Source organism: Lentzea sp. DG1S-22, assembly GCF_036321065.1.
GTDB lineage: Bacteria > Actinomycetota > Actinomycetes > Mycobacteriales > Pseudonocardiaceae > Lentzea > Lentzea jiangxiensis.
This window is the reverse complement of sequence record NZ_CP143276.1, coordinates 5698567-5720353: the sequence shown is the minus strand read 5'-3', so window position 1 is coordinate 5720353 and position 21787 is coordinate 5698567. Positions and strand designations below refer to the sequence as shown.

Below are 21787 nucleotides of genomic sequence, written 5' to 3'. Positions count from 1 at the left end.
GGACGGGTTCAGTCCGACCCCCCGGGACTGAACCATTGACGACCCCCGTCCCTCCCCCTGGCGGGGGTCGTCCCATATCCGCAGGCCGTTTCCCGGTGGCCGCGACTGGACCTCTGCCGCCCGTGCCCGGCGTCGCACAGCCCAACCCCTCAGCGTGGCACACAGCCCCGACACTTCCTGCGCCCCAAGGCCTCGAAGATCGCGACCTGTCCACAACCGCTGATTTGTCCACATCTCGATCTTCACCCCGTTGTGTCATTCATCACGACCCAGCAGCGTGAACCCCATGACCCGCCCCACCGCCCTGCTCACCGACCAGGACCTCCTCGACGAGGTCCTCCGCGTCGCCGCCGCGGCCGACTGCCCGCTCGCCTGCACCCCGGACGTCACGTCGCTGCGCTCGCAGTGGCACTCGGCCCCGCTGGTCCTGCTCGACCCGCACGCGGTCTCCGCCTGCCTCGACGCGGGCTTCCCGCGCCGCTCCGGCGTTCTGGTAGTCCACGGAGGCGATCCGCCGTGGGCCCCGGCCGTGGCCCTGGGAGCCGACGGCGTCCTGGAACTGCCCGCGGAGGGCCGCGCCCTGGTGAACGCCCTGACCGACCTCGGCGAGGGCCCGCCCTCCGACCGGGGCCGGGTGGTGTCCTTCCTGGGCGGCCGGGGCGGAGCCGGAGCCTCGGTCCTCGCCGTCGCCGTCGGCCGCGAAGCCGTCGCCCAGGGCGGCGAGGCGATGCTCGTCGACTGCGACCCCCTCGGCGGCGGCATAGACCTGGCCCTGGGCACGGAGTCCGACGAGGGCGCCCGCTGGCCCGGTGTCCACTGCAGCGGCGGCAAGGTCCCGATGTCCGCCCTCCGCGCCGCCCTGCCCACCTCGGGCAACCTGAGCGTCCTCGCCTGCGACCGCACCGGCCCCGACCCGGAACCGGCCGCCGTGGCGGCAGTCCTCGACGCCGGCCGCAGAGCGGGCTGCACGGTGGTCTGCGACCTCCCGAGGTTCCCCACGTCGGCAGCCTCGGCAGCCCTGGACCGCACCGATCTGACGGTCCTGGTCGTACCGGCCGAGGTAAGAGCCACCGCGGCCGCCAGCAGGGTGGCCACCCGCCTGCTGACGAACGGCCGCAACCTCCGCCTGGTGGTCCGCGGCCCCTCACCGGGCAACCTGCACCCGGCGGAGATGGCCGAGGTCATCGGCGTCCCCCTGCTCACCTCGATGCGCCCGGAACCGGGCCTGCCGGAGGTGCTGGAACGGGGCCGCTTCCCACGCAACGCCAAGGGCCCACTCGCGTCAGCGGCCCGTCAGGTCCTGAAGGAGCTGCGCCCCTGACCCGCTTGCGCCGGAGGCGCCGACGTCCAGGCGCTCCCCGGCTGCAAGGGATGTCGCCGGGAGGCCGCCAGCCCGCTTTCCGTTCGCCACCAACGGTTTCACCTCCGCCCTTCTCGTCCGGAAGGACCACCGTGCTCCGCCTCTGCCTGCGCATCTTGGGCCGGATGCTGCGCAACCTCGTCGTCTACCGCCGCCCCTTCCCACCCCGCTTCGTCTTCAAGGAGGAGCCACCGCGATGAACCGCTTCCTCATCTGGTGCACCGAGATCTGGCTCCGCCTCACCGGCGGCGAGATCACCTACGGCCGCCACGCCCGCCGCCCGGGACCGGCGACATGACCGCCGCCCGGCCCTCCGTCGGACCGGCGCGCTCCACTCCTGCGCGCATCGCGCGTGCTGAGCCCGGAGGTGTGCGACATGCCCGCATTCCAGACAGCGACCCGCTTCCAGCCGTGAGCGCCGAACACCCGCCCACCCGTCTGCGCGCACCAGCGCGAAGCGCCCAGCCCAGTGCCGACGAAGTCACCCCAGTCCAACCCGACGAGGTGCGCGGCATGACCGCCGCCCGGCCCTCACCGCAAGCAGACCCGAGCTGCTCCCACGACACCCGACCACTTCCCGATCTCCGCGCACGACACAAGTGCCAGGCCGAAAGGCGGCGTGACATGACCGCGTTCCAGAACCGGCGAGCACCCCTCCCACAGGCATCCGCCGACCCGCGCGAGGCACCCCGCCCGTCCGCTTCCACCCACCAGCGCCGAGCACTCCGCCCCACCCACCAGCGCGAAGCGTCCTCACCCCGCCGAAGCCACCCCGGCCCAACCCGCCAAGGCCCGTGACATGACCGCCGCCCTCATCGACCGCGTCCGCCACCGCCTGGCCGGCACCGACATCGAGCTGACCGCGGCGGTGGTCGCCGACGCCGTCCGCTCCGAAGCCGGCGGCGTCCTGGCGGACTCCGACGTCCTCGAAGCCCTCCGGGTCCTCCGCCAGGAGTTCAGCGGCACCGGCCCCCTCGACCCGCTGCTGGCGGACCCCGGCACCACCGACGTCCTCGTCACCGCGCCGGACCAGGTCTGGGTGGACGGCAGGGCGGGCCTGCGCCGCACCACCGTCACGTTCCCCGACGAAGACGCGGTCCGGCGGCTCGCCCAGCGGCTGGCGGTGGCGGCGGGCCGGCGCCTCGACGACGCCTCGCCCTGCGTCGACGGGTGGTTGCCGGGCAGCGGTGTGCGGTTGCACGCGGTGTTGCCGCCGATCGCGGAGCGCACCTGCCTGTCGCTGCGGGTTCTGCGGCCGGCGACGCACGACCTCGAAGCGTTGCAACGGCTCGGCACGTTCGACGCCGAGATCGGGCTGGCGTTGCGTTCGATCGTCCGGAAGAGACTCGCGTTCCTGGTGATCGGCGGAACGGGGTCGGGCAAGACGTCGCTGCTGTCCGCGTTGCTGGGGTGCGTGCCGGCCACCGAACGCATCGTGTGCGTCGAGGACGCCAGCGAGCTCAGCCCCGGCCACCCGCAGTTCGTGCGGCTCACCGCGCGGCCCGCGAACGTCGAGGGTGCGGGCGAGGTGACAGCTCGGGAGCTGGTGCGGGAGGCGTTGCGGATGCGGCCCGACCGGATCGTGGTGGGGGAGGTGCGCGGGGCCGAGGTCCGTGAGCTGCTGACCTCGTTGAACACCGGGCACGAAGGAGGTGCCGGGACGTTGCACGCCAACTCGCCGGCCGAGGTGCCCGCCCGGCTGGAAGCGCTGGGGGCGTTGGGCGGGCTCGCACCGCACGCCCTGCACAGCCAGGTGGCGGCGGCGTTGCGGATCGTCCTGCACATGCGGCGGGACAGCGGCGTCCGCTACCTCAACGAGATCGGCGCCTTCGAGCGCACCGGCGACGGGCTCGTGGTCCGTCCGGTCTGGACGCGGGAGAAAGGCTGGCACGACAAGGAGTTGCTGTGCTGACCCTCCTGCTGCTGGCGGCAGCCCTGGTCACGTGGCCGCATCTCAAGCCGATCCGGCGGCTCAAGCCGCGGGGCGAACGAGAAGTCGTGGTGCCGAAGCACCTCTGGCTCGTGGCCGCGGCGGCGGTCGCCTACCTGACGACGGGCATCGGCGGACTCGTGGCCGCAGCGGTCCTCGCCGCGACGGTGAGAGCCGTTCTGAAGCAGCACAAGGAGAACAAGGCCCGTACCGCCGCCACCGAAGCGCTCAGCGACGGCTTGGGCGGAGTGGTCGACGAGCTGCGGGCAGGCGCCCACCCGGCCCAGGCGGCGGAGGGTGCGGCCCAGGACACCCCGGCGCCGGCCGGTGAAGTGCTGAAAGCCGCGGCGGCGACGTCACGGCTGGGTGGTGACATCACCAGGACGCTGACCGAACTGGACCAGCCACTGCTCGAGCCCGCCGTGGCACAGCTGGCGAAGGCGTGGCACGTGTCGGCGAAGCACGGTGTGGCACTGGCGGACGTCCTGGACGCCACGAGGCGCGACCTCGACCAGCGGGCGGCGTTCGCGCGGCAGGTGCACGCGCGGATGGCGGGGCCGCGGGCCAGCGCGGCGGTGCTGGCGGCGCTGCCGGTGTTCGGGGTGCTGCTGGGCGAGATCAGCGGCGCCGAGCCGTTCCACGTCCTCACGAGCACCACCGCGGGGCAGTGCCTGCTGGTGCTGGGCGCGGTGTTCCTGGCGGCCGGGTTGTGGTGGACGAAGCGCATCACGGAGGTGGAGCCGTGACGTTCCTCCTCCTCGCGCTGGCGCTGCTCGTGGTGCCGAGCCCGCCGCGATCCGTCGATCGCCTCAAGCCCCGGGCCCATGCTCCGCCCGACGAACGGAGAGCGGAGGGGCCGTTCGAAAGGGCGGCGGCCTGGGACCTGCTGGCAGCGTGCCTGAAGGCCGGGCTGCCGGTGCCGACGGCGATCCGGGCGGCCGGGATCGGAGAGCTGGCGCAGGTCGCCGACCTGCTCAGACTCGGTGCCGACCCGGTCACGGCGTGGGCGCCCGCGCTGGAGCACCCGGCCACGCAGCGGCTCGCCAGGGCCGCCAGGCGGACCGCGCGGTCCGGGGCGGCGCTCGCCCGGCAGACCGCCGAGCTCGCCGCGCGGACCAGGGCCGAGGCGACCGACCAGGCCGAAGCGAAGGCGCAGAGGGCCGCGGTCGCGGTGGCCGCACCTCTCGCACTGTGCTTCCTGCCGGCGTTCCTGTGCCTCGGCGTCGTGCCGGTGGTGCTGGGGCTGGCCGATCAGTTGCTCACCTGACCTGTTTCCTCACCCGGGAGAAGAGATGGACCTGCTCGACGACGACAGCGGCATGAGCACCGTGGAGTACGCGATCGGGACGTTGGTGGCGGCCGCGCTGGCCGCGGTGCTGTACGTGGTCGTCACCAGCGACTTCGTGCAGAACCTGTTGCAAGGGCTGATACAGCGTGCGCTGTCGACGGTCTGACGACCGCGGCATGGTCACGGTCGAGGCGGCGATCGCGGTGAGTGCGTTGCTGGTGGCCATGTGGCTGGCGGCGAACGGGCTGACGGCGGTCATCGAACAGATGCGGTGCACCGACGCTGCGAGAGAGGCGGCGCGGCTTGCGGCGCGCGGTGAACGGCAGCGCGGCGAGGCGGCGGTGGCGGAGATCGCGCCCGGTGCGACCGTCGTGATCCACCTCGACCCGGACGCGGTGGAGGTGGTCGTCAGCAAGAGAGGTCCGCTCGGCTTACCGCTCAGCGCGCGGGCGTTCGCCGTGCCGGAGCCGCGATGAGCGGCGAACGGGCTGGTCGCGAGCGCGGTTCGGCTGCGGTGAGCGGCGTGGTGGCGATGCTGCTGCTGATCATCGTCGCGGCGGGCGGTGCGCGGATCGGTTCGGCGGTCGTCGCGCGGCACCGGGTGACCGGTGCGGCCGATCTGGCGGCGCTCGCGGCTGCCGCTCGTCTCGTCGAAGGCGACGAAAGTGCTTGTGAGCAGGCAAAACGAGTCGCCCTGGAGAACAGTGCCGAGCTGACGGGCTGCACGGTGAACGGCTGGGAGGTGGTGGTCGAGGTGTCCGCGGCCACACCGTTCGGCCCGGTGAACGCACGGGCGAGGGCAGGTCCGGCTGAAGATCGAAGCGTTTGGAGAGCGACGAGCGGTCGACTCGCAGCGGTGAGCGGACTCACACCCGCGCCCGAACATGCTGAACGGTGATCGAACCAAACGCCCGGCGTTCGGCGCTCCGTTCAGCCGGAGGACGTTCGCCGTTCCACAGCTACCAGTTGTCGAGAGGGGGTTACGGCGGCCCGGGCCGGTGTCGTTAGTTGTAGTGGCGGCACCGACGCGGTGCTCCACAGGAACCGGCACCACGTCGATGTCGAGTCAGAGCCTAGGAAGAAGGCGACGGAAGATGGATTGGTCGGACAGCTGGCGCGGGGCCTTCCGCATCGAACTGCGTGCCGAGGCCGTGAGCCTCGCGTACCGCGGTTGGCCTGTGCTGCCCGGCACCTACCCGGCCGCCACCGAGAACGGCGTCACGCAGTGGGCGGGCCGCAGCGGCCTCGAGCTCCACGGCCCGATCCCGGTGCACCGCGACTGGGTCGACCGGATCGGGACGAGCCCCGACCAGGTCGCCACCTGGTGGGCCGGCCGTTCCTACAGCCTTCTCGTCGCCACCGGCCACGTGGTGGACGCGATCGAGGTCGGTACCGCCCTCGGCCGCCGCGCGGCCGTCGCCCTGCGGTCGATCGGTGTTCCCGTGCCGATCGCCGCGACCCCGTCCGGCCGCTGGATGTTCCTCGTGAAGTCCGGCTCGACGCTCAACTCCGAGCTGGCGAACAACTCGGACGTGCACCACTACGCCAAGGGCGAGTACATCCCGCTCCCTCCCACCACCATGGCGCACGGTGTCGTGCACTGGCGGGTCAAGCCGCAGGTCTGCGGCTGGAACCTGCCGGACGCGCACGTCGTGCAGGACGCACTCGTCGAGGCGGTCCGCACCCCGGCGGGCTACCAGCTCGAAACCGTCTGACACAACCGAAAAGCCCGGCCGTGCTGGGTGTCGTCGTGGACTCTCCCCGACAACCCCGAAGGCGATGCCCTGCACGGCCGTTCCACCAAGCCCGGTCCGATGACCGGCCTCCGCACCCCGCACGTCGGGGGCCGGCGAAGGAACGGGCGGAAAAGCCGAACACGCACCCCGAAGGACAGCCTCCCGCAACAGTGACCGGACCGAGGACAGTAGTGGCAGAGCCCCCGCTCTGCCGCGGTCGGTGAAGCCGGCTCCTCCCCGGAGTTCGTCAGCAGACAGTCGACACCGTCGCCTCCCGCGTGTCCTGTCGAGACGAACGAACCAGATTCCACCGATGTTCCAAGGGATCCGGTCACGAAGCGGTAGCAGGCGGGAACACGGTGTTCGGCACGTGGAGAGCGCGGCGGGGGTACCCGTGAGCCCCCGCCGCGCCCACGAAAAGCTAGAGGTGGAGCCCTTCCGCGTACGCCGCGAAGGCGAAGGTCTCCTCCAAGGATCCGGGCCGCGGTACCGCGTCGGCGTCCCAGCCGAGGTCCCGGTCGCGCAGGACTTGCTCGATCAGCGGGTGCCACCGCTGATCGAGCACATTCAACGCCCACAGCAGGGCGCCGCGCTTCGACTCCACCTCTCCGGTCCGGATGGTGTAGAGCGTGCGGCAGTACGTCGAGACGATGTAGCGCTGCGTCCAGGCGTTCCCCATCGGCGCCCACTCCCGGATGCCCGTCAGCACGTGCGGCAGCTCGGCCCGCATCGACGAGCGCAGGACGGAAGCAGGCACCTCGTCGACCAGTGAGGTGATCGGCGGGCCGTCGATCACGATGCCGTGGTGGCGCAGGATCCAGCGGGCGTGCGGGTTGTTGCAGTGCAGATCCCACTCCAACGTCCGCGTGCCGTGGTCGTTGAACAGCCACGGCACCCCGAGGCCGGCGACGGAGCGCAACGACTCGACGTCGGCGTACGAGCCCTCGACCTCCGTCGACCAGCGGCCCGGACGCTGGGGGATCTCGTCGTGCAACCGCCGCAACCCCGCTTCGCGGTCGCCGGACGGCGGTTCGGTGCAGGCGACGATGAAGTCGCAGTCGCTGTGGACGTCGCCGGCACCCAGGGCGAACGAACCCTGGACGTACGTGCCGACGTAGGTGGGGCCGAGGATCTCGCGGACCGAGGAGACCAGGTCGGCGAGCAGGGCGTTCAGGTCGGAAAAGGGGGTGAACAAGGCAGACTCCCGTGAACCCGTGGCCGGTGGAGGGAACGGGCGCGGCGGAGGAGACGGCCCGGACACAGGGGGGTCGGCTCGCTGCACCGGGGTGCGGCGGGGCGACCACCCAGGACAAGGCGACCACCCAGGACAAGGCGACCACCCAGGACAAGGCGACCACCCAGGACAAGGCGACCGCCCAAGTCGGGGTGACCCCCGGTCGGGGCGGGTGCGCCGGGCTCAGCCGCGCCTAAGCGCGACGGGTCCGGTCCATGGCGTTGCAGCCGCAGGCGTTCACCAGGTCACGGTAGCCGGGCAACGACCACCCGGTCAGGCGATTTTGCCCAGCACCACGTCCAGCACCAGCACGGCGCCGGCCTTGTCCAGCGGGTCGTTGCCGTTGCCGCACTTCGGCGACTGCACGCACGACGGGCAGCCCATCGGGCACGAGCACGCGCTGATCGCCGCTCTCGTCGCCGTCAGCCAGGCCCGCAACGCCGAGTGCCCGCGGTCCGCGAAGCCCGCGCCGCCGGGGTGGCCGTCGTGCACGAACACCGTCGGCATCCCCGTGTCCGGGTGCGCCGCTGTCGACACGCCGCCGATGTCCCACCTGTCGCACGTCGCGAACAGCGGCAGCAGACCGATCGCCGCGTGCTCGGCGGCGTGCAGGGCGCCGGGGATCCGCTTGGCCTCCACACCGGCGTCGAACAGGAGCGACTCGTCGACGGCGTACCAGACAGCGCGGGTCCGCAGCGTCTGCTCCGGCAGGTCGAGCGGGATCTGGTCGAGCACCACCCCGGACGGCAGCCGCCGCAGGTAGCCGACGACCTGGGTCGTCACCTCCACCTCGCCGAGCGACACCGACACCCCGTCGAACTCGGCGCGTTCGACCTCGCGCACGATGGTGATGTCCACGCAGTCGCGCGGCTGCGTCGTCCACTCCGGGTCTTCGCGGTGGACCATCGCGAGGCCGCTGTCCAGGTCGAGCTCGTCGACCACGTACGCGCGCCCCTGGTGCAGGTAGACCGCACCGGGATGAACCTGCCAGCAGGCCGATCCGGGGTCGACCGTGCCGAGCATCCGGCCGGAGTCCGCCTCCACGACGACCACCTGCTCGCCGCCGGAGCCGCGGATGTCCACCCCGGCGTGCGGGCGGTCGTGCGACGCCCAGTACCAGCCCGCGGGGCGCTTGCGCAGCAGTTTCTCCGCCACCAGCTCCTCGAGGACGGACTCCGCGAGCGGTCCGCCGAAGTCGTCCAGGCAGGCCTGTGTCAGCGGCATCTCCGACGCGGCGCACGCCAGCTGCGGGCCCAGCACGTACGGGTTCAGCGGGTCCAGGACCGTCGCCTCGACCGGCCTGTCGAGCACCGCGGACGGGTTGTGCACCAGGTACGTGTCCAACGGGTCGTCGCGCGCCACGAACACCACCAGCGCGCTGTCACCCGACCTGCCGGCACGGCCCGCCTGCTGCCAGAACGACGCCAGCGTGCCGGGGAAGCCGGCCACCACCACCGCGTCCAGCCCGGCGATGTCGACGCCGAGCTCCAGCGCGTTCGTGGTCGCGACGCCGAGCAGATCACCGGTGGTCAGGGCTTTCTCGAGCGCTCGCCGCTCCTCCGGCAGGAACCCGCCCCGGTACGCGGCCACCCGCGACGGCAGCTCGCTGTCCACTTCGGACAGGATCCGCTGGGTGCCGATCGCGGTCAGCTCCGCACCGCGGCGCGAGCGCACGAACGCGAGCGACCGCACACCCTCCACCACCAGGTCCGCGAGGATCCGCGACGTCTCCGCGCCCGCCGAGCGCCGGACGGGGGCACCGTTCTCACCTTCCAAAGAGGTCAGCGGTGGTTCCCACAACGCGACCGTGCGCGACGCACGGGGCGAAAAGTCGTCCACGACAGCGGAAACCGGCACGCCCAGCAACCGTTCGGCGGACCCGGAAGGATCAGCCACAGTGGCCGATGCGAGAACGAACACCGGATCCGCTCCGTATTTCCGCGCGACCCTCCGCAACCGCCGCATCAACAACGCCACGTGCGAACCGAAAACACCCCGGTAGGAATGGCACTCGTCGATCACCACGTACTTCAGTCGGCGGAAGAAGCGCAACCATTTCGGGTGCTGCGGGAGGATTCCGCGGTGCAGCATGTCGGGGTTGGTGAAGACCCAGTTGGCGTGCGCCTTGACCCAGTCGCGTTCGGCCATCGGGGTGTCGCCGTCGTAGGCCGACGCGCGCACGCCCTTGATCCCCAGCTCGCCCAGCGATCGGAGCTGGTCCGCGCCAAGGGCTTTGGTCGGCGACAGGTACAGCGCGGTGGCCTTCGTGTCCGCCAAAAGAGTGGAAAGCACGGGCAACTGGTAGGCGAGCGACTTGCCCGACGCCGTGCCCGTCGCGAGCACCACGTGCTGCCCCGACCACGCCAGCGACGCGGCCTCCACCTGGTGCCGCCACGGCTCCCGCACACCCGTCTCGACGAACGCCTCGACGACCGGGAGAGCTGTCCACGCAGGCCACTCCACGTGATCTGCCTGCCGCAACGGCAGATCACGCGCGTGCGTGAGGGGTGACTCCCCGGCGGGCACCCCCGCCAGCACGCGGTCCAGCAACCGGCGTCCCTGATCCACCACGAGGCCGAGCTTCGCATACACCACCGACAGTCCCGGCCGGGCAGTGCTCGACTTCCTGCGCAGATAACGGTGTGTGCACGGATCGGGACGTTTCGTTGCCTCGTTGCAACCACCCCCTAGACTCCCCGCTCATCGCATCCAATGAGGGATGCGTCACGTCGCGCTGGGCGGCCGGTCTGCCTTGGCGCTGCACATGGCAACTCACCAGGAGGACGGATGTCCCGGCATTTCCTCGCGGAGGGCCTAGAGCTCTCCGGGGGTGATCGCGGCGTCGTAGCCGTGGTCGCCGTGGTCGCCCTGGCTGCTCTCGCCGTCGGGTACGTGCTGCTCAAGGAGGTGCTGGCCGCAGGCCAGGGCACCGACAAGATGCAGGACATCGCCAAGGCGGTTCAGGAGGGCGCAGCGGCTTACCTCAACCGGCAGTTCCGCACGCTCGGCATCTTTGTCGTGATCGTGTTCGTGCTGCTGTTCGCGCTACCGGCGGATGATTTGGGCGAACGAATCGGCCGATCATTGTTCTTCATCGTCGGTGCCGCGTTCTCGGCGATCATCGGCTACCTGGGCATGTGGTTGTCCACGCGTGCCAACGTGCGTGTCGCCGCCGCCGCGAACGAAGAAGGCGGTCGCGAAAAGGCGACGCGCATCGCGTTCCGCACCGGTGGCGTGGTCGGCATGACCACGGTCGGCCTCGGTCTCTTCGGTGCGGCGCTCGTCGTGCTCGTCTACGCCGGCCAGGCCCCGAAGGTCCTGGAGGGCTTCGGTTTCGGTGCCGCTCTGCTCGCGATGTTCATGCGTGTCGGCGGCGGCATCTTCACCAAGGCCGCCGACGTCGGCGCCGACCTCGTCGGCAAGGTCGAGCAGGGCATCCCCGAGGACGACCCCCGCAACGCCGCCACCATCGCGGACAACGTGGGCGACAACGTCGGTGACTGCGCCGGCATGGCCGCGGACCTCTTCGAGTCCTACGCCGTGACGCTGGTCGCGTCGCTGATCCTCGGCACCGCGGCGTTCGGCGTCCAGGGCCTGCTGTTCCCGCTGATCGTCCCGGCGATCGGTGTGCTCACCGCGGTCATCGGCGTCTACACGACGCGGGCGAAGGCGGGAGAGAACGGCCTGGCGGCCATCAACCGCTCCTTCTACATCTCCGCGGTCATCTCCGCGGTGCTGTGCACCATCGCGGCGTTCGCGTACCTGCCGAGCTCCTTCGCGGACCTCAACGGCATCAGCGACGCGGTCAAGTCCACCAGCGGCAACCCGGCGCTGATCGCGTCCGTCGCGGTGATCATCGGCATCGTGCTCGCCGGCGTCATCCTCTGGCTGACCGGCTACTACACCGGCACCGAGCACAAGCCGGTGCAGGAGGTCGGCAGGACCTCGCTGACCGGTGCGGCCACGGTCATCCTGTCCGGCATCTCGGTCGGTTTCGAGTCGGCCGTCTACACCGCACTGGTCATCGGTGCCGCCGTGTACGGCGCGTTCCTGCTGTCCGGGTCGGTCATCGTCGCGTTGTTCGCGATCGCGCTCGCCGGCTGTGGTCTGCTCACGACCGTCGGCGTCATCGTGGCGATGGACACCTTCGGTCCGGTCTCCGACAACGCGCAGGGCATCGCCGAGATGTCCGGCGACGTGCACGGCGAGGGCGCGCAGATCCTCACCGAGCTCGACGCGGTCGGCAACACCACCAAGGCCATCACCAAGGGCATCGCGATCGCCACGGCCGTGCTCGCCGCGACGGCGCTGTTCGGCTCCTACCAGGACGCGATCACGCAGGCACTGGTCAAGGTCGGCAACGTCGCGGGCGACCTGCCCGTGTCGTTCAGCAACGTGGTGTTCAGCCCGAACGTGCTCGTCGGTGTCGCGATCGGTGCCGCCGTCGTGTTCATGTTCTCGGGCCTCGCGGTCAACGCCGTGACGCGCGCCGCCGGTGCCATCGTGTTCGAGGTGCGCCGCCAGTTCCGCGACAACCCCGGCATCATGGACTACTCGGTGAAGCCGGAGTACGGCAAGGTCGTCGACATCTGCACCAGGGACTCGCTGCGGGAACTGGCGACCCCCGGTTTGATGGCCGTGCTCGCCCCGGTCGCCGTCGGCTTCGGCCTCGGCGTCGGCCCGCTGGCGGGCTACCTCGCCGGTGCGATCGCGACCGGCACGCTCATGGCGGTGTTCCTGGCCAACTCCGGTGGTGCCTGGGACAACGCGAAGAAGCTGGTCGAGGACGGCAACCACGGCGGCAAGGGCTCCGACGCCCACGCCGCGACGGTCATCGGCGACACCGTCGGCGACCCGTTCAAGGACACGGCCGGCCCGGCCATCAACCCGCTGATCAAGGTCATGAACCTGGTCTCGGTGCTGATCGCGCCCGCCATCGTCACCTTCTCCATCGGTGACAACGCGTCCGACCCGATCCGCATCGCGATCGCCGTGGTCGCGGCACTGATCATCGTCGGTGCGGTGGTCGTGTCGAAGCGCCGTGGCACGGCGATCACGGACACCCCCGCGGAGACCGTGAGCAACGGCGCCGCGTAGTCCACCACCTCCGGTCGGGGTACGTTCGGGTATTCCCCGACGTACCCCGACCGAGGAGTTACGACATGAGGCGCAGCCTCGTCGCCACTGCCGCTGTTGCCGCCCTCGCGCTGGCCGGGTGCACCAACGGCGGCAACTCCGGCACCACGACGACGCCCACCAGCGGCGCGGTCAGCCCCGAGACCGTCGCCTACATGGACAAGGTGTGCGGCGCCGCGTCCGAGTTCGCCAAGGTGGAGAAGACCGCCCCCAAGCTCGACGCCGGCGACTCCGCCAAGCTCAAGGCCGAGATGGCCGCCTACATGGGCCAGCTCGCCGACGCCTTCACCAAGTCCGCGGAGGGTTTGAAGAACGTCGGCCCGTCGCCCGTCGCGGGCGGCGACGAGGCCGTCACCAAGATGGCGGAGACCTTCACCTCGCTCGGCACCGTCTTCACCGACGCCAAGACGAAGGTCGAGCAGGCCGACGCCAACAACGCCACCGGAGGCCTCCAGGCCGCCGGAGAGGCCATCGCCAAGCTTTCCGAGCTCGCCGACCCGCTGCGCGACCTCCAGGGCGTCCCCGAGCTGCAGAAGGCCACGCAGACGGCGCCGAAGTGCCAGGAGATGCAGCGCCTCAACCTCACGCCGACGAGCTGAGCAAGGCCGTTCGGAGTAACTTCCGCCCCATGCGTCGCACAGTCATCGCACTTCTCGCCGGCTGCCTGCTCGCGGTCACCGCGTGCAGCACCGGAGGTTCGTCCACGTCTTCGGCACCGACCGCCAGCGAGGCGGACGTGGTCGCGTGGATGGACAAGGTCTGCGGTGCCGTCGACGGCACCGTGAAGTCCCTGTCCGACGAGCCCCCGATCGACATGAGCGACCCGTCGAAGCTCAAGACGGGCATGTCGGAGTGGCTCGGCACGAAGGTCGCCGCGGCCGACAGGTCGATCTCGGACCTCAAGGGGCTCGAGAACGGCCCGCACCCGAGGTCGAAGGAGCTGGCCACCGCCGCCCAGGAGGGCATGGGCCAGATCAAGGTCCTGCTCGCGGACACGAAGTCGAAGCTCGACTCGGCCACCGACGAGACCCAGGCCGTGACCGCCTTCACCGAGATGGCCTCGAAGGCCGGTGAGCTCGAGAAGGCGGGTGCGGACGTGCAGAGGAAGTTCGACGAGACGGGCCTCGCCACGGCAGCGCGGAAGGCTTCCGGTTGCCAGGGCCTGCAGGCCTCCCGGCCCACCTCCTGACAAGCGGAAACCCCGGCTGATCGGATCGCCCGAACGTGTACTGTTCGGCGTCCGATCAGCTTTTTCTGGGGGTTTTCCACCATGAACGCACGTTTGTCGCTCGTCACCGCCTGCGCGGGTGTCGCCCTGGTCGTCACCGGGTGCGGTGGCGGCGCGGCTCCGGCGTCGCAGGGCAGCAGCGCGCCCACGACCACCACGACGACCCAGCCGACCGGTGACCCGGTCAAGTGGGCCGGTGCGTTCTGCAGCGGCACCACGCCGGTGCTGACGGGCGCGGTCGAGCTCATCACCGTCGTGGCCGCCAACGCCGAGAACCCGCCGGCGATCAAGGAGGGCATGCTCAAGCTGCTCGACACGGGCGGCAAGGCCATGGCCGACACGGAGAAGAAGCTCGAGGACGTCGGCGCGCCCGGCCCGGAGCACCAGGCCATGCACGACGAGCTGGTCAAGATGTTCGGCGACGGCGCCAAGGAGTACGTGACCGTCCGCGAGCAGATCAGCAAGATCGACGCGAACGCGCCCGACTTCATGGCCCAGGTCGAGAAGATCGGTGGCGACTCCGCGGACCCGTCGAAGCTCTCGGAGCAGATCAAGAAGCTCGACGCCGACCCGAAGCTCAAGGACGCCGTCAAGACCGCGCCGGAGTGCACCGAGATGCGCACCAAGCTCGGGAAGATCATCGGTCAGTGAGACCGTTCTCGCTGGTGGCGGCCGTGCTGAGCGCGGCCGCACTCGCTTCCTGCGGCACGCCGCCGCCCGCCCCGGTCCAGCAGGCCGCACCCACGACCACGACGACGGCGACGTTCCCGGCGCCGACCCGAAGGCGTGGTTCGAGGCCTACTGCGGTCCGATGGGCGTGACGGAGCTCGCGCGGCGCGACATCCAGAGCAAGGTCCCGCAAGGCATGGCCGCGGTGCAGGGCGCCGTGGTGAGCTGGGCTTCAGGCGTCGCCGAGGCGAACCGCAAGATGGCCGACGACCTGGAGGAGCTGGGTCCGATGGGCTCCGACTCGCGGAACCTCCACGAACGGCTGGTCGAGTCGCTGCGACTCGAGGCCGGTGGCTTCGACGACGTGGCGGCGCGGGTGCGGGCGCTGGCGGCGGACGACAGGTTCCCCGAGCGGTACGAGCAGGTCATGGCCAGCCGCGGGGGCAACAGCGACGGCGTGGGAGCGCTGTTCAAGCAGATCGTGGAGACCCCGGAGCTCTCCGAGGCGTTCCGCTCGAACGAGGTCTGCTCGGACCGGCAGGGCCTGGCCCGAGCAAAATAGGCCTCATGAGGAAGCGCCTGATCGCAGCCGCGCTGGTCGGCACAGCCGTGCTGACCGGCGCCTGCGGTTCCGACGAGGACAAGCCGCTCACCGAGGCCCAGGGCCGGTGGGTCGACACCTTCTGCGGTGGCCTGCTGCCCGGCATCGAGGCGGGCAGGGAGCTGCAGGCGCAGGACCCGGCCGACCCGGCGGCGGTCAAGGCGGCCTACCTGGAGCTCATCGCCGAGAACGCCACGGCGCTCGCCGCGGCCGAGAAGCAGCTCGGCGAGCTCGGGCCGCCCTCGGACGAGCTGAAGACCGTCCACGAACGGCTGACGAAGTACTTCAGCGAGTCGGCGCGGTCCTACGAGGCGGCGAAAGCGCCGGTGACGGCGTTGGAGCCGAACGCGCAGTTCTGGGAAGGCGCCGAGAAGGTGCTCGCGGACACCTCCCAGGTCAGCAGTCCGGAAGAGCTGCGGGCGACCTTCGACACGTTGGAGAAGTCGCCCAAGTACTCGGCGGCGATCAGCAAATCCGCGCCGTGCGGCGAGCTGAAGAACTCCGGGCAGCGGTGATCGCTCGACCGGCGTAGTCCCAAGCGCACCACTGGTCACAGTCGAACGTCTGTTCTACCCTGTGGGCCGTGGTTGGGCAGCTGTCCTTCTTCTCGGCCGAGGCACGCACCCCGGCCAAGGCGGACCTCGCCGGCTTCCTCTGCGGGCCGGGGCAGGCCGTCAGCTTCGCGCGCGGCACGGCGGCCCGCGTGTACGTGGAGCTGCGCGACGAGTGGCGCCACGGGCCGCTCAAGCAGGCGTGCGCCGAGCGCGGCGTCACCACGGAGCTGTGCGTCAACGAGGAGGGCACGCGGTTCGTCCGCACCCCGTTCCGCACCGACCTCACCGGACTGGCCGCCCGCTGGCTGGACGGACCCGTCAAGCGGGTGCCCGCCGACTTCGAGCTCAACGGAGCAGTGCTCCGCGTCTGGGCGCTCGCCGCGGGCTGCTGGATGGAGTCCGCCTACCTGCTCGGTTTGGACCCCAACGCACCCCAGACACACCAACCGTTGCAAAATGCGCTGCTCGCGTCCGGACTTCCGTGCACCCTGGTAGGGGCACCCGCGTTGCGGGTGACCGGCCGACGACGGCTGGCACGGCTCGCTGAGCTGGTCGGAAGCCCTCCGCAGGGAGTGGCGATGAGCACCTGGCCGGCGGCCTGAGGCGGGCGGTCCGGCAAGGTTGTGTCACTCTGTCACGTCGTACAGGCGTCGCGGACACACGACGGATGGTGTGCTTTTCGGCCGACGCTGGGCAACACTGGCGGGCCTGGGAACCGGGTTTGGAAGAGAGCGGGACGGCGAGTGGCTGGATCGACACGGACGAAAAAGAGCAGCGGAGGCGGGGGCAGCACCCGACGACTGGTGATCGTCGAGTCGCCCACGAAGGCGCGCAAGATCGCCTCGTACCTCGGCAGCAACTTCGTCGTGGAGTCCTCCAGGGGACACATCCGGGACCTGCCACGCGGTGCCGCCGACGTCCCCGCGAAGTACAAGGGCCAGGCCTGGGCCAGGCTCGGCGTGGACGTCGACCACGACTTCGAGCCCCTCTACGTGGTCTCCGCCGACAAGAAGTCGCTGGTCACCGAGCTCAAGGAAGCGTTGAAGGACGTCGACGAGCTCTACCTCGCGACAGACGGTGACCGCGAGGGCGAGGCCATCGCCTGGCACCTCCTCGAGACGCTCAAGCCCAAGGTCCCGGTCCGCCGGATGGTGTTCCACGAGATCACCGAGTCCGCGATCCAGGCCGCCGCCGCCAACCCCCGCGACCTCGACCAGGACCTGGTCGACGCGCAGGAGACCCGCCGCATCCTCGACCGCCTCTACGGCTACGAGGTCAGCCCGGTGCTGTGGAAGAAGGTCATGCCGAAGCTCTCGGCGGGCCGTGTGCAGTCCGTGGCGACGCGTCTGGTCGTGGAGCGCGAACGAGAGCGGATGAAGTTCGTCTCAGCGAGCTACTGGGACATCTCCGCGCAGATGGACGCCGGGGAGGACGCCACGCCGCGCCAGTTCGGCGCACGGCTCGTGGCCGTCGACGGCACCCGTCTCGCCACGGGTCGCGACTTCGGCTCCGACGGCAAGCTGACCGGCAGGGCCGACGTGGTCGTGCTGGACGAGGCGCAGGCCAGGTCCATCGCGACCGGGCTGGAGAACGCGCCGGTCAAGGTCTCCTCCGTCGAGGAGAAGCCGTACACGCGCAAGCCGTACGCGCCGTTCATGACCTCGACGCTGCAGCAGGAGGCGGGCCGCAAGCTGCGGTTCTCCGCCGACCGCACGATGCGCACGGCGCAGAAGCTGTACGAGAACGGCTACATCACCTACATGCGCACCGACAGCACGACGCTGTCGGAGACAGCGATCAACGCGGCCCGCACGCAGGCCACGGACCTGTACGGCGCGCAGTACGTCGCGGACAAGCCGCGCCAGTACACGCGCAAGGTCAAGAACGCGCAGGAGGCGCACGAGGCGATCCGGCCGGCCGGAGAGGTCTTCCGCACGCCCGGCCAGGTGGCCGCCGAGCTCGACTCCGACGAGTTCAAGCTCTACGAGATGATCTGGCAGCGCACGATCGCGTCCCAGATGGCCGACGCGCGGGGCAACACGACCAGCATCCGCATCCAGGGGCGTGCCGCGACGGGCCAGGAGGTCACGTTCGCCGCGTCCGGCCGCACGATCACGTTCGCCGGCTTCCTCAAGGCCTACGTCGAGACGGTCGACGCCGAGGCGGGCGGCGAGTCCGACGACGCCGAGTCGCGCCTCCCGCTGCTGGTCAAGGACCAGGACCTGACGATCGCGGAGCTGTCCGCGGACGGTCACACCACCTCGCCGCCCTCGCGCTACACCGAGCCGTCGCTGATCAAGACGATGGAGGAGCTCGGCATCGGCCGTCCCTCCACGTACTCGTCGATCATCAGCACCATCCAGGACCGCGGCTACGTGTGGAAGAAGGGTGCCGCGCTGGTCCCGTCCTGGGTGGCGTTCGCCGTGGTCGGGCTGCTGGAGCAGCACTTCGGCCGCCTGGTCGACTACGACTTCACCGCCGCCCTCGAGGACGAGCTGGACGGCATCGCCGCGGGTCGTCAGGGCCGCACGACGTGGCTGTCCGGGTTCTACTTCGGCGGCAGCATCGGTCCCGACGGCTCGATCGGCCGCTCCGGCGGCCTGAAGAAGCTGGTCGGCACGGGCGTCGAGGACATCGACCCGCGCGAGATCAACTCGATCCCGCTGTTCAGCGACTCCGAGGGCCGCACGGTCGTCGTGCGCGTCGGCCGCTTCGGGCCGTACCTGGAGCGCGAGGTCGACGGAGTCGCCCAGCGCGCGAACGTGCAGGACGACCTGGCGCCGGACGAGCTGTCCGCGGAGATCGCCGAGAAGCTCTTCTCGACGCCGCAGGAGGGCCGTTCGCTCGGCACCGACCCGGTCTCGGGCAACGAGATCGTGGCCAAGGAGGGCCGCTTCGGCCCGTACGTGACCGAGGTGCTGCCCGAGCCGGCCGAGAACGGCACGTCGAAGGCGAAGGCCCCGAAGCCGCGCACCGGCTCGCTGTTCAAGTCGATGTCGCTGGACACGGTGACGCTCGACGACGCGCTCAAGCTGCTCTCGCTGCCGCGCGTGGTCGGCAAGGACCCGGAGACGGGTGCCGAGATCACCGCGCAGAACGGCCGCTACGGCCCGTACCTGAAGAAGGGCACGGACTCGCGGTCGCTGGCCGACGAGGCCCAGATCTTCACCGTCACGCTCGAAGAGGCGTTGAAGATCTACGCCGAGCCGAAGAAGCGCGGCCGGGCGGCCGCCGCGCCGCCGTTGCGCGAGCTGGGCAACGACCCGGTGTCCGGCAAGCCGATGGTGATCAAGGAGGGCCGCTTCGGCCCGTACGTCACCGACGGCGAGGCGAACGCGTCGCTGCGCAAGTCGGACAGCGTCGAGACGATCACCGACGAGCGCGCGGCCGAGCTGCTGGCCGAGAAGCGCGCCAAGGGGCCGGTCAAGAAGAAGGCCCCGGCCAAGAAGGCCGCCACGGCGAAGAAGCCCGCGGCGAAGAAGGCTCCGGCGAAGTCCAAGAGCTGAGCTGACGGAGGTGGCGGTGCCGAGTTCCGACTTCGGTCCCGACGGGACGCAGGCCCCGCCGCCTCCCCGGCTGTTCCCCGACCCGCTGGCCGGGCTCGTGACGGCGACCGGCCGGGTCGCCCCGCAGTGGACGTCTCCCAGCTCACGTGTGGTGGTGCCGACACCGCCCGCACCCGCCGAGGCGGTGCGGCAGGCCCTCCACGCGCAGATGAGGCAGGAACAACGCAGGCCGCGTGCCCAGCGTCCGCAGCCGCGGGAACAGCAGCGGCAGTTCGTGCCCCAGCAGTACCTCCAGGAGGCGCAAACACCTGCGCCGCAACAACAGCAGCCCACCCAGCAGGCCAGCGGCGTGGCCACGTTCATCGGGTGCCTGGTCGTGATCGGGTTCTTCGTGCTCGTCCTGCTCGGCGTCCTCGGAGCGATCTTCAGCTAGTCGTGCTGTGAGTCCGGCATCCTGACTCACCACATCCGGTTACGCTGATCGCACGGGAGTGGGCGATTAGGGGTGACTGAAATTCAGGACGCGGACACACCGGTGACCGGGGCAGGCCAGGCAGGGCAGGCCCAGTCCAGCGTGTCCACGGTCCACCGGCTTCGATCGGTGCTCGCCATTCGCCCGTTCCGGCGGCTGTGGCTTGTCACCTATTTGTGCAGTGTTGGTGACTGGCTGTCACTGCTCGCGTTGACCGGTCTGGTCTCCACGATGATGAAGAGCTACGAGTGGCAGTCGTTCGCGCTGCCGCTGGTCGTGCTCACCCAGCTGCTGCCCGGCATCCTCTTCGCGCCCATCGGCGGCGTGCTCGCGGACAAGTTCGACCGCCGCAAGGTCATGGTGGTCTGCGACGTCCTGCGCGGCTCGCTGTTCATCTCGATCGCGCTGGTCGGCTCGCCGATCTGGCTCTTCGTCGCGAACTTCCTGGTCGGCTGCTGCGCGATGCTGTGGATCCCGGCCAAGGAGTCGGCGGTGCCGAACCTGCTGCGCCGCCCGGACCAGGTGGAGTCGGCGAACCAGCTCGGCCTGGTGATGACCTACGGCATCTCCACGATCAGCGGCTTCGGCCTGTACTCGCTGATCTCCGGCATCCCCGGCTACCTGAACCTGCAGGGCGGGAACCTGGAGTTCACCGTCGCGACGATCGCGGTGGTGATCAACGGCCTGCTGTACTTCACCTCGGCGGCCCTGGTCGCGACCCGCCTGCCGGAGCTGTCCGGCCGCATCTCCGCGAACCGCAAGAAGGACGAGGACAAGCCCGGGTTCGTCGCGATGTTCCGCGAGGGCCTGAAGTTCGCCGGCAAGACGCCACTGGTCCGCGGCCTGCTCATCGGCATGATCGGCGCGTTCGCCGCGGCCGGTGTCGTGATCGGCACGGCCAAGCTCTACGCGTTGTCGCTGCTCGGCGGCGCCTCGACGTTCGGGCTGCTGTTCGTGGCCGTGTTCCTCGGACTCGCGGTCGGCATGGCGACGGCACCGCGGCTGGCCCAGCGCCTCGCCTACAACCGCCTGTTCGGCGTCACGATCGTGCTCGCCGGCATCTCGCTCGCGCTGGTCGCGCTGGCGCCGCACCTGTGGATCGCGCTGCTGACGGTGGCGCTGGTCGGCGCGTGCGCGGGCGTGGCGTTCCTGACGGGCCTCACGATCGTGGGCTCGCAGGTGCAGGACGACATGCGCGGCCGCACGGTCGCGCTGATCCAGACGTTGCTGAAGGTCGTGCTGTTCGGTGCGTCGGGAGGCGCGCCGCTGCTGCTCACGTTGCTGCAGAAGCGGCAGGTCAGCGTGTTCGGCCACCCGATGGAGGTCGACGCGAGCCGTCCGGTGATGCTCGGCGGTGCCGTGATCGCCATCGTGCTGGGGCTCGTCGCGTACCGGCAGATGGACGACCGCCGCGAGGAGCGGGTGCTGTCGTCGCTGTTCGCGGCCATCCGCGGCCGCCGGCACACCAAGGGCATGCTGATCGCCGTCGAGGGCGACACCCGCGAGGACACGTCGGTGCAGGCCCGCCGCCTGGCCGCCGCGTTGCGCGCCGAGGGCCTCGACGTCCTGCTGGCCGCCGACCCCGAACACGACGAACGCCGCCTGCGCACGATGCTGTCCTCCGCGGAGCTGGCAGGCGTGCGAGCCCAAGCGCTCGTAGCCGCCGCCGTCCGCGCCGATGTCGTCGAACGGCAGGTGCGCCCGGCGTTGGAAGAAGGCTCCGTCGTCGTGATGGAGCGCTACGTCGACTCGCCGCTGGCCCACTTCACCGCCACCAGCTCGCTGGAGCACCAGGAGCTCGAAGGCCTGGTGGACTGGGCGACGGGCCGCCTGCGCCCCGACCTGACGATCCTGCTGGACCGCCCGGTCGCCGACGGCAAGAGGATCGGCCCGGAGCACCACTGGCGCGTCCAGCGGCTGCTGAGCGAGATGGCCGCCTCCGACCCGGACCGCTACGTCGTGGTCGAGGCCGACGGCGACGCCGACGAGGTGGCCGACCGGGTCCGCTCCGCCGTCGTGCCGCTGCTCGCGACCCGCAAGCGCGCGGTCCCCGAAGCTGCGGTCTGACCCACC

20 protein-coding genes are annotated in these 21787 nt (G+C 70.7%); 18 read left to right on the top strand and 2 right to left on the bottom strand.

Features of this window, described 5'->3' with window-relative positions; genetic code table 11:
- Window positions 1-286 precede the first annotated feature (286 nt).
- The 8 genes from ssd (at window position 287) to V1227_RS26580 (ending at window position 6293) form a co-directional block, all read left to right on the top strand.
- Complete coding sequence (gene ssd, locus V1227_RS26615) at window positions 287-1321, top strand: septum site-determining protein Ssd (protein ID WP_329788177.1); 1035 nt, start codon at window positions 287-289, stop codon at window positions 1319-1321.
- A gap of 838 nt (window positions 1322-2159) precedes the next feature.
- Window positions 2160-3272, top strand: a complete 1113-nt coding sequence (locus V1227_RS26610; protein ID WP_329788176.1) for a TadA family conjugal transfer-associated ATPase — start codon at window positions 2160-2162, stop codon at window positions 3270-3272.
- Window positions 3266-4036, top strand: coding sequence for a type II secretion system F family protein (locus V1227_RS26605; protein ID WP_329788175.1), 771 nt, complete (start codon window positions 3266-3268; stop codon window positions 4034-4036). The genes V1227_RS26610 and V1227_RS26605 overlap by 7 nt, the downstream gene beginning before the upstream one ends.
- Window positions 4033-4557 (top strand): type II secretion system F family protein, encoded by a 525-nt coding sequence (locus V1227_RS26600; RefSeq protein WP_329788174.1) that lies wholly within the window; start codon window positions 4033-4035, stop codon window positions 4555-4557. Before V1227_RS26605 ends, V1227_RS26600 begins: the two co-directional genes overlap by 4 nt.
- 25 nt (window positions 4558-4582) lie before the next feature.
- Window positions 4583-4744, top strand: a complete 162-nt coding sequence (locus tag V1227_RS26595) for a DUF4244 domain-containing protein (protein ID WP_090097586.1) — start codon at window positions 4583-4585, stop codon at window positions 4742-4744.
- A 10-nt stretch (window positions 4745-4754) separates the two neighbouring features.
- The gene (locus V1227_RS26590) at window positions 4755-5054 is read left to right on the top strand and encodes a TadE family type IV pilus minor pilin (protein WP_329788173.1); all 300 of its coding nucleotides are present in this window, start codon (window positions 4755-4757) and stop codon (window positions 5052-5054) included.
- Window positions 5051-5476, top strand: a complete 426-nt coding sequence (locus tag V1227_RS26585) for an Rv3654c family TadE-like protein (RefSeq protein ID WP_329788172.1) — start codon at window positions 5051-5053, stop codon at window positions 5474-5476. Before V1227_RS26590 ends, V1227_RS26585 begins: the two co-directional genes overlap by 4 nt.
- Before the next feature lie 196 nt (window positions 5477-5672).
- Window positions 5673-6293, top strand: a complete 621-nt coding sequence (locus V1227_RS26580; protein WP_236220883.1) for a bifunctional DNA primase/polymerase — start codon at window positions 5673-5675, stop codon at window positions 6291-6293.
- A 442-nt stretch (window positions 6294-6735) separates the two neighbouring features.
- On the opposite strand, the gene V1227_RS26575 is transcribed toward V1227_RS26580, so the two are convergent.
- Both V1227_RS26575 and V1227_RS26570 read right to left on the bottom strand, forming a co-directional pair.
- The gene (locus V1227_RS26575; RefSeq protein WP_329788171.1) at window positions 6736-7509 is read right to left on the bottom strand and encodes an aminoglycoside adenylyltransferase domain-containing protein; all 774 of its coding nucleotides are present in this window, start codon (window positions 7507-7509) and stop codon (window positions 6736-6738) included.
- 312 nt (window positions 7510-7821) lie between these two features.
- Window positions 7822-10143 (bottom strand): DEAD/DEAH box helicase, encoded by a 2322-nt coding sequence (locus V1227_RS26570; RefSeq protein ID WP_329788170.1) that lies wholly within the window; start codon window positions 10141-10143, stop codon window positions 7822-7824.
- Between the two features lie 192 nt (window positions 10144-10335).
- Here V1227_RS26570 and V1227_RS26565 point away from each other — a divergent pair, with 192 nt between their 5' ends.
- The 10 genes from V1227_RS26565 (at window position 10336) to V1227_RS26520 (ending at window position 21781) form a co-directional block, all read left to right on the top strand.
- Window positions 10336-12645 (top strand): sodium-translocating pyrophosphatase, encoded by a 2310-nt coding sequence (locus tag V1227_RS26565; RefSeq protein ID WP_329788169.1) that lies wholly within the window; start codon window positions 10336-10338, stop codon window positions 12643-12645.
- 65 nt (window positions 12646-12710) lie between these two features.
- Window positions 12711-13283 (top strand): hypothetical protein, encoded by a 573-nt coding sequence (locus tag V1227_RS26560; protein WP_329788168.1) that lies wholly within the window; start codon window positions 12711-12713, stop codon window positions 13281-13283.
- Between the two features lie 29 nt (window positions 13284-13312).
- Complete coding sequence (locus V1227_RS26555) at window positions 13313-13873, top strand: hypothetical protein (RefSeq protein ID WP_329788167.1); 561 nt, start codon at window positions 13313-13315, stop codon at window positions 13871-13873.
- Between the two features lie 81 nt (window positions 13874-13954).
- A complete protein-coding gene (locus tag V1227_RS26550) occupies window positions 13955-14563 on the top strand; it encodes a hypothetical protein (RefSeq protein ID WP_329788166.1) in 609 nt (202 codons plus the stop codon).
- Between the two features lie 160 nt (window positions 14564-14723).
- Window positions 14724-15143 carry a hypothetical protein gene (locus V1227_RS26545; RefSeq protein ID WP_329788165.1) on the top strand — a complete coding sequence of 140 codons (420 nt, stop codon included), beginning with the start codon at window positions 14724-14726 and terminating at the stop codon, window positions 15141-15143.
- 5 nt (window positions 15144-15148) lie between these two features.
- Entirely contained in the window at window positions 15149-15697 is a 549-nt protein-coding gene (locus V1227_RS26540; protein WP_329788164.1) for a hypothetical protein, read from the top strand.
- Window positions 15698-15765: 68 nt separating this feature from the next.
- Entirely contained in the window at window positions 15766-16338 is a 573-nt protein-coding gene (locus V1227_RS26535; RefSeq protein WP_329788163.1) for a hypothetical protein, read from the top strand.
- Between the two features lie 141 nt (window positions 16339-16479).
- The gene (topA, locus tag V1227_RS26530) at window positions 16480-19242 is read left to right on the top strand and encodes a type I DNA topoisomerase (protein ID WP_329788162.1); all 2763 of its coding nucleotides are present in this window, start codon (window positions 16480-16482) and stop codon (window positions 19240-19242) included.
- A gap of 16 nt (window positions 19243-19258) precedes the next feature.
- The gene (locus V1227_RS26525; RefSeq protein ID WP_329788161.1) at window positions 19259-19675 is read left to right on the top strand and encodes a hypothetical protein; all 417 of its coding nucleotides are present in this window, start codon (window positions 19259-19261) and stop codon (window positions 19673-19675) included.
- Window positions 19676-19747: 72 nt separating this feature from the next.
- Window positions 19748-21781, top strand: coding sequence for a bifunctional MFS transporter/dTMP kinase (locus V1227_RS26520; RefSeq protein ID WP_442916371.1), 2034 nt, complete (start codon window positions 19748-19750; stop codon window positions 21779-21781).
- The last annotated feature ends 6 nt before the right edge of the window (window positions 21782-21787 follow it).

Bases quoted from the DNA above. Each gene is read 5' to 3' on its own strand.
- V1227_RS26590 (WP_329788173.1), top strand. From the start codon at position 4,755: ATGGTCACGGTCGAGGCGGCGATCGCGGTGAGTGCGTTGCTGGTGGCC.
- V1227_RS26595 (WP_090097586.1), top strand. From the start codon at position 4,583: ATGGACCTGCTCGACGACGACAGCGGCATGAGCACCGTGGAGTACGCG.
- V1227_RS26560 (WP_329788168.1), top strand. From the start codon at position 12,711: ATGAGGCGCAGCCTCGTCGCCACTGCCGCTGTTGCCGCCCTCGCGCTG.
- V1227_RS26550 (WP_329788166.1), top strand. From the start codon at position 13,955: ATGAACGCACGTTTGTCGCTCGTCACCGCCTGCGCGGGTGTCGCCCTG.
- V1227_RS26545 (WP_329788165.1), top strand. From the start codon at position 14,724: ATGGGCGTGACGGAGCTCGCGCGGCGCGACATCCAGAGCAAGGTCCCG.
- V1227_RS26610 (WP_329788176.1), top strand. From the start codon at position 2,160: ATGACCGCCGCCCTCATCGACCGCGTCCGCCACCGCCTGGCCGGCACC.
- ssd (WP_329788177.1), top strand. From the start codon at position 287: ATGACCCGCCCCACCGCCCTGCTCACCGACCAGGACCTCCTCGACGAG.
- V1227_RS26585 (WP_329788172.1), top strand. From the start codon at position 5,051: ATGAGCGGCGAACGGGCTGGTCGCGAGCGCGGTTCGGCTGCGGTGAGC.
- V1227_RS26555 (WP_329788167.1), top strand. From the start codon at position 13,313: ATGCGTCGCACAGTCATCGCACTTCTCGCCGGCTGCCTGCTCGCGGTC.
- V1227_RS26540 (WP_329788164.1), top strand. From the start codon at position 15,149: ATGAGGAAGCGCCTGATCGCAGCCGCGCTGGTCGGCACAGCCGTGCTG.
- V1227_RS26565 (WP_329788169.1), top strand. From the start codon at position 10,336: ATGTCCCGGCATTTCCTCGCGGAGGGCCTAGAGCTCTCCGGGGGTGAT.
- V1227_RS26580 (WP_236220883.1), top strand. From the start codon at position 5,673: ATGGATTGGTCGGACAGCTGGCGCGGGGCCTTCCGCATCGAACTGCGT.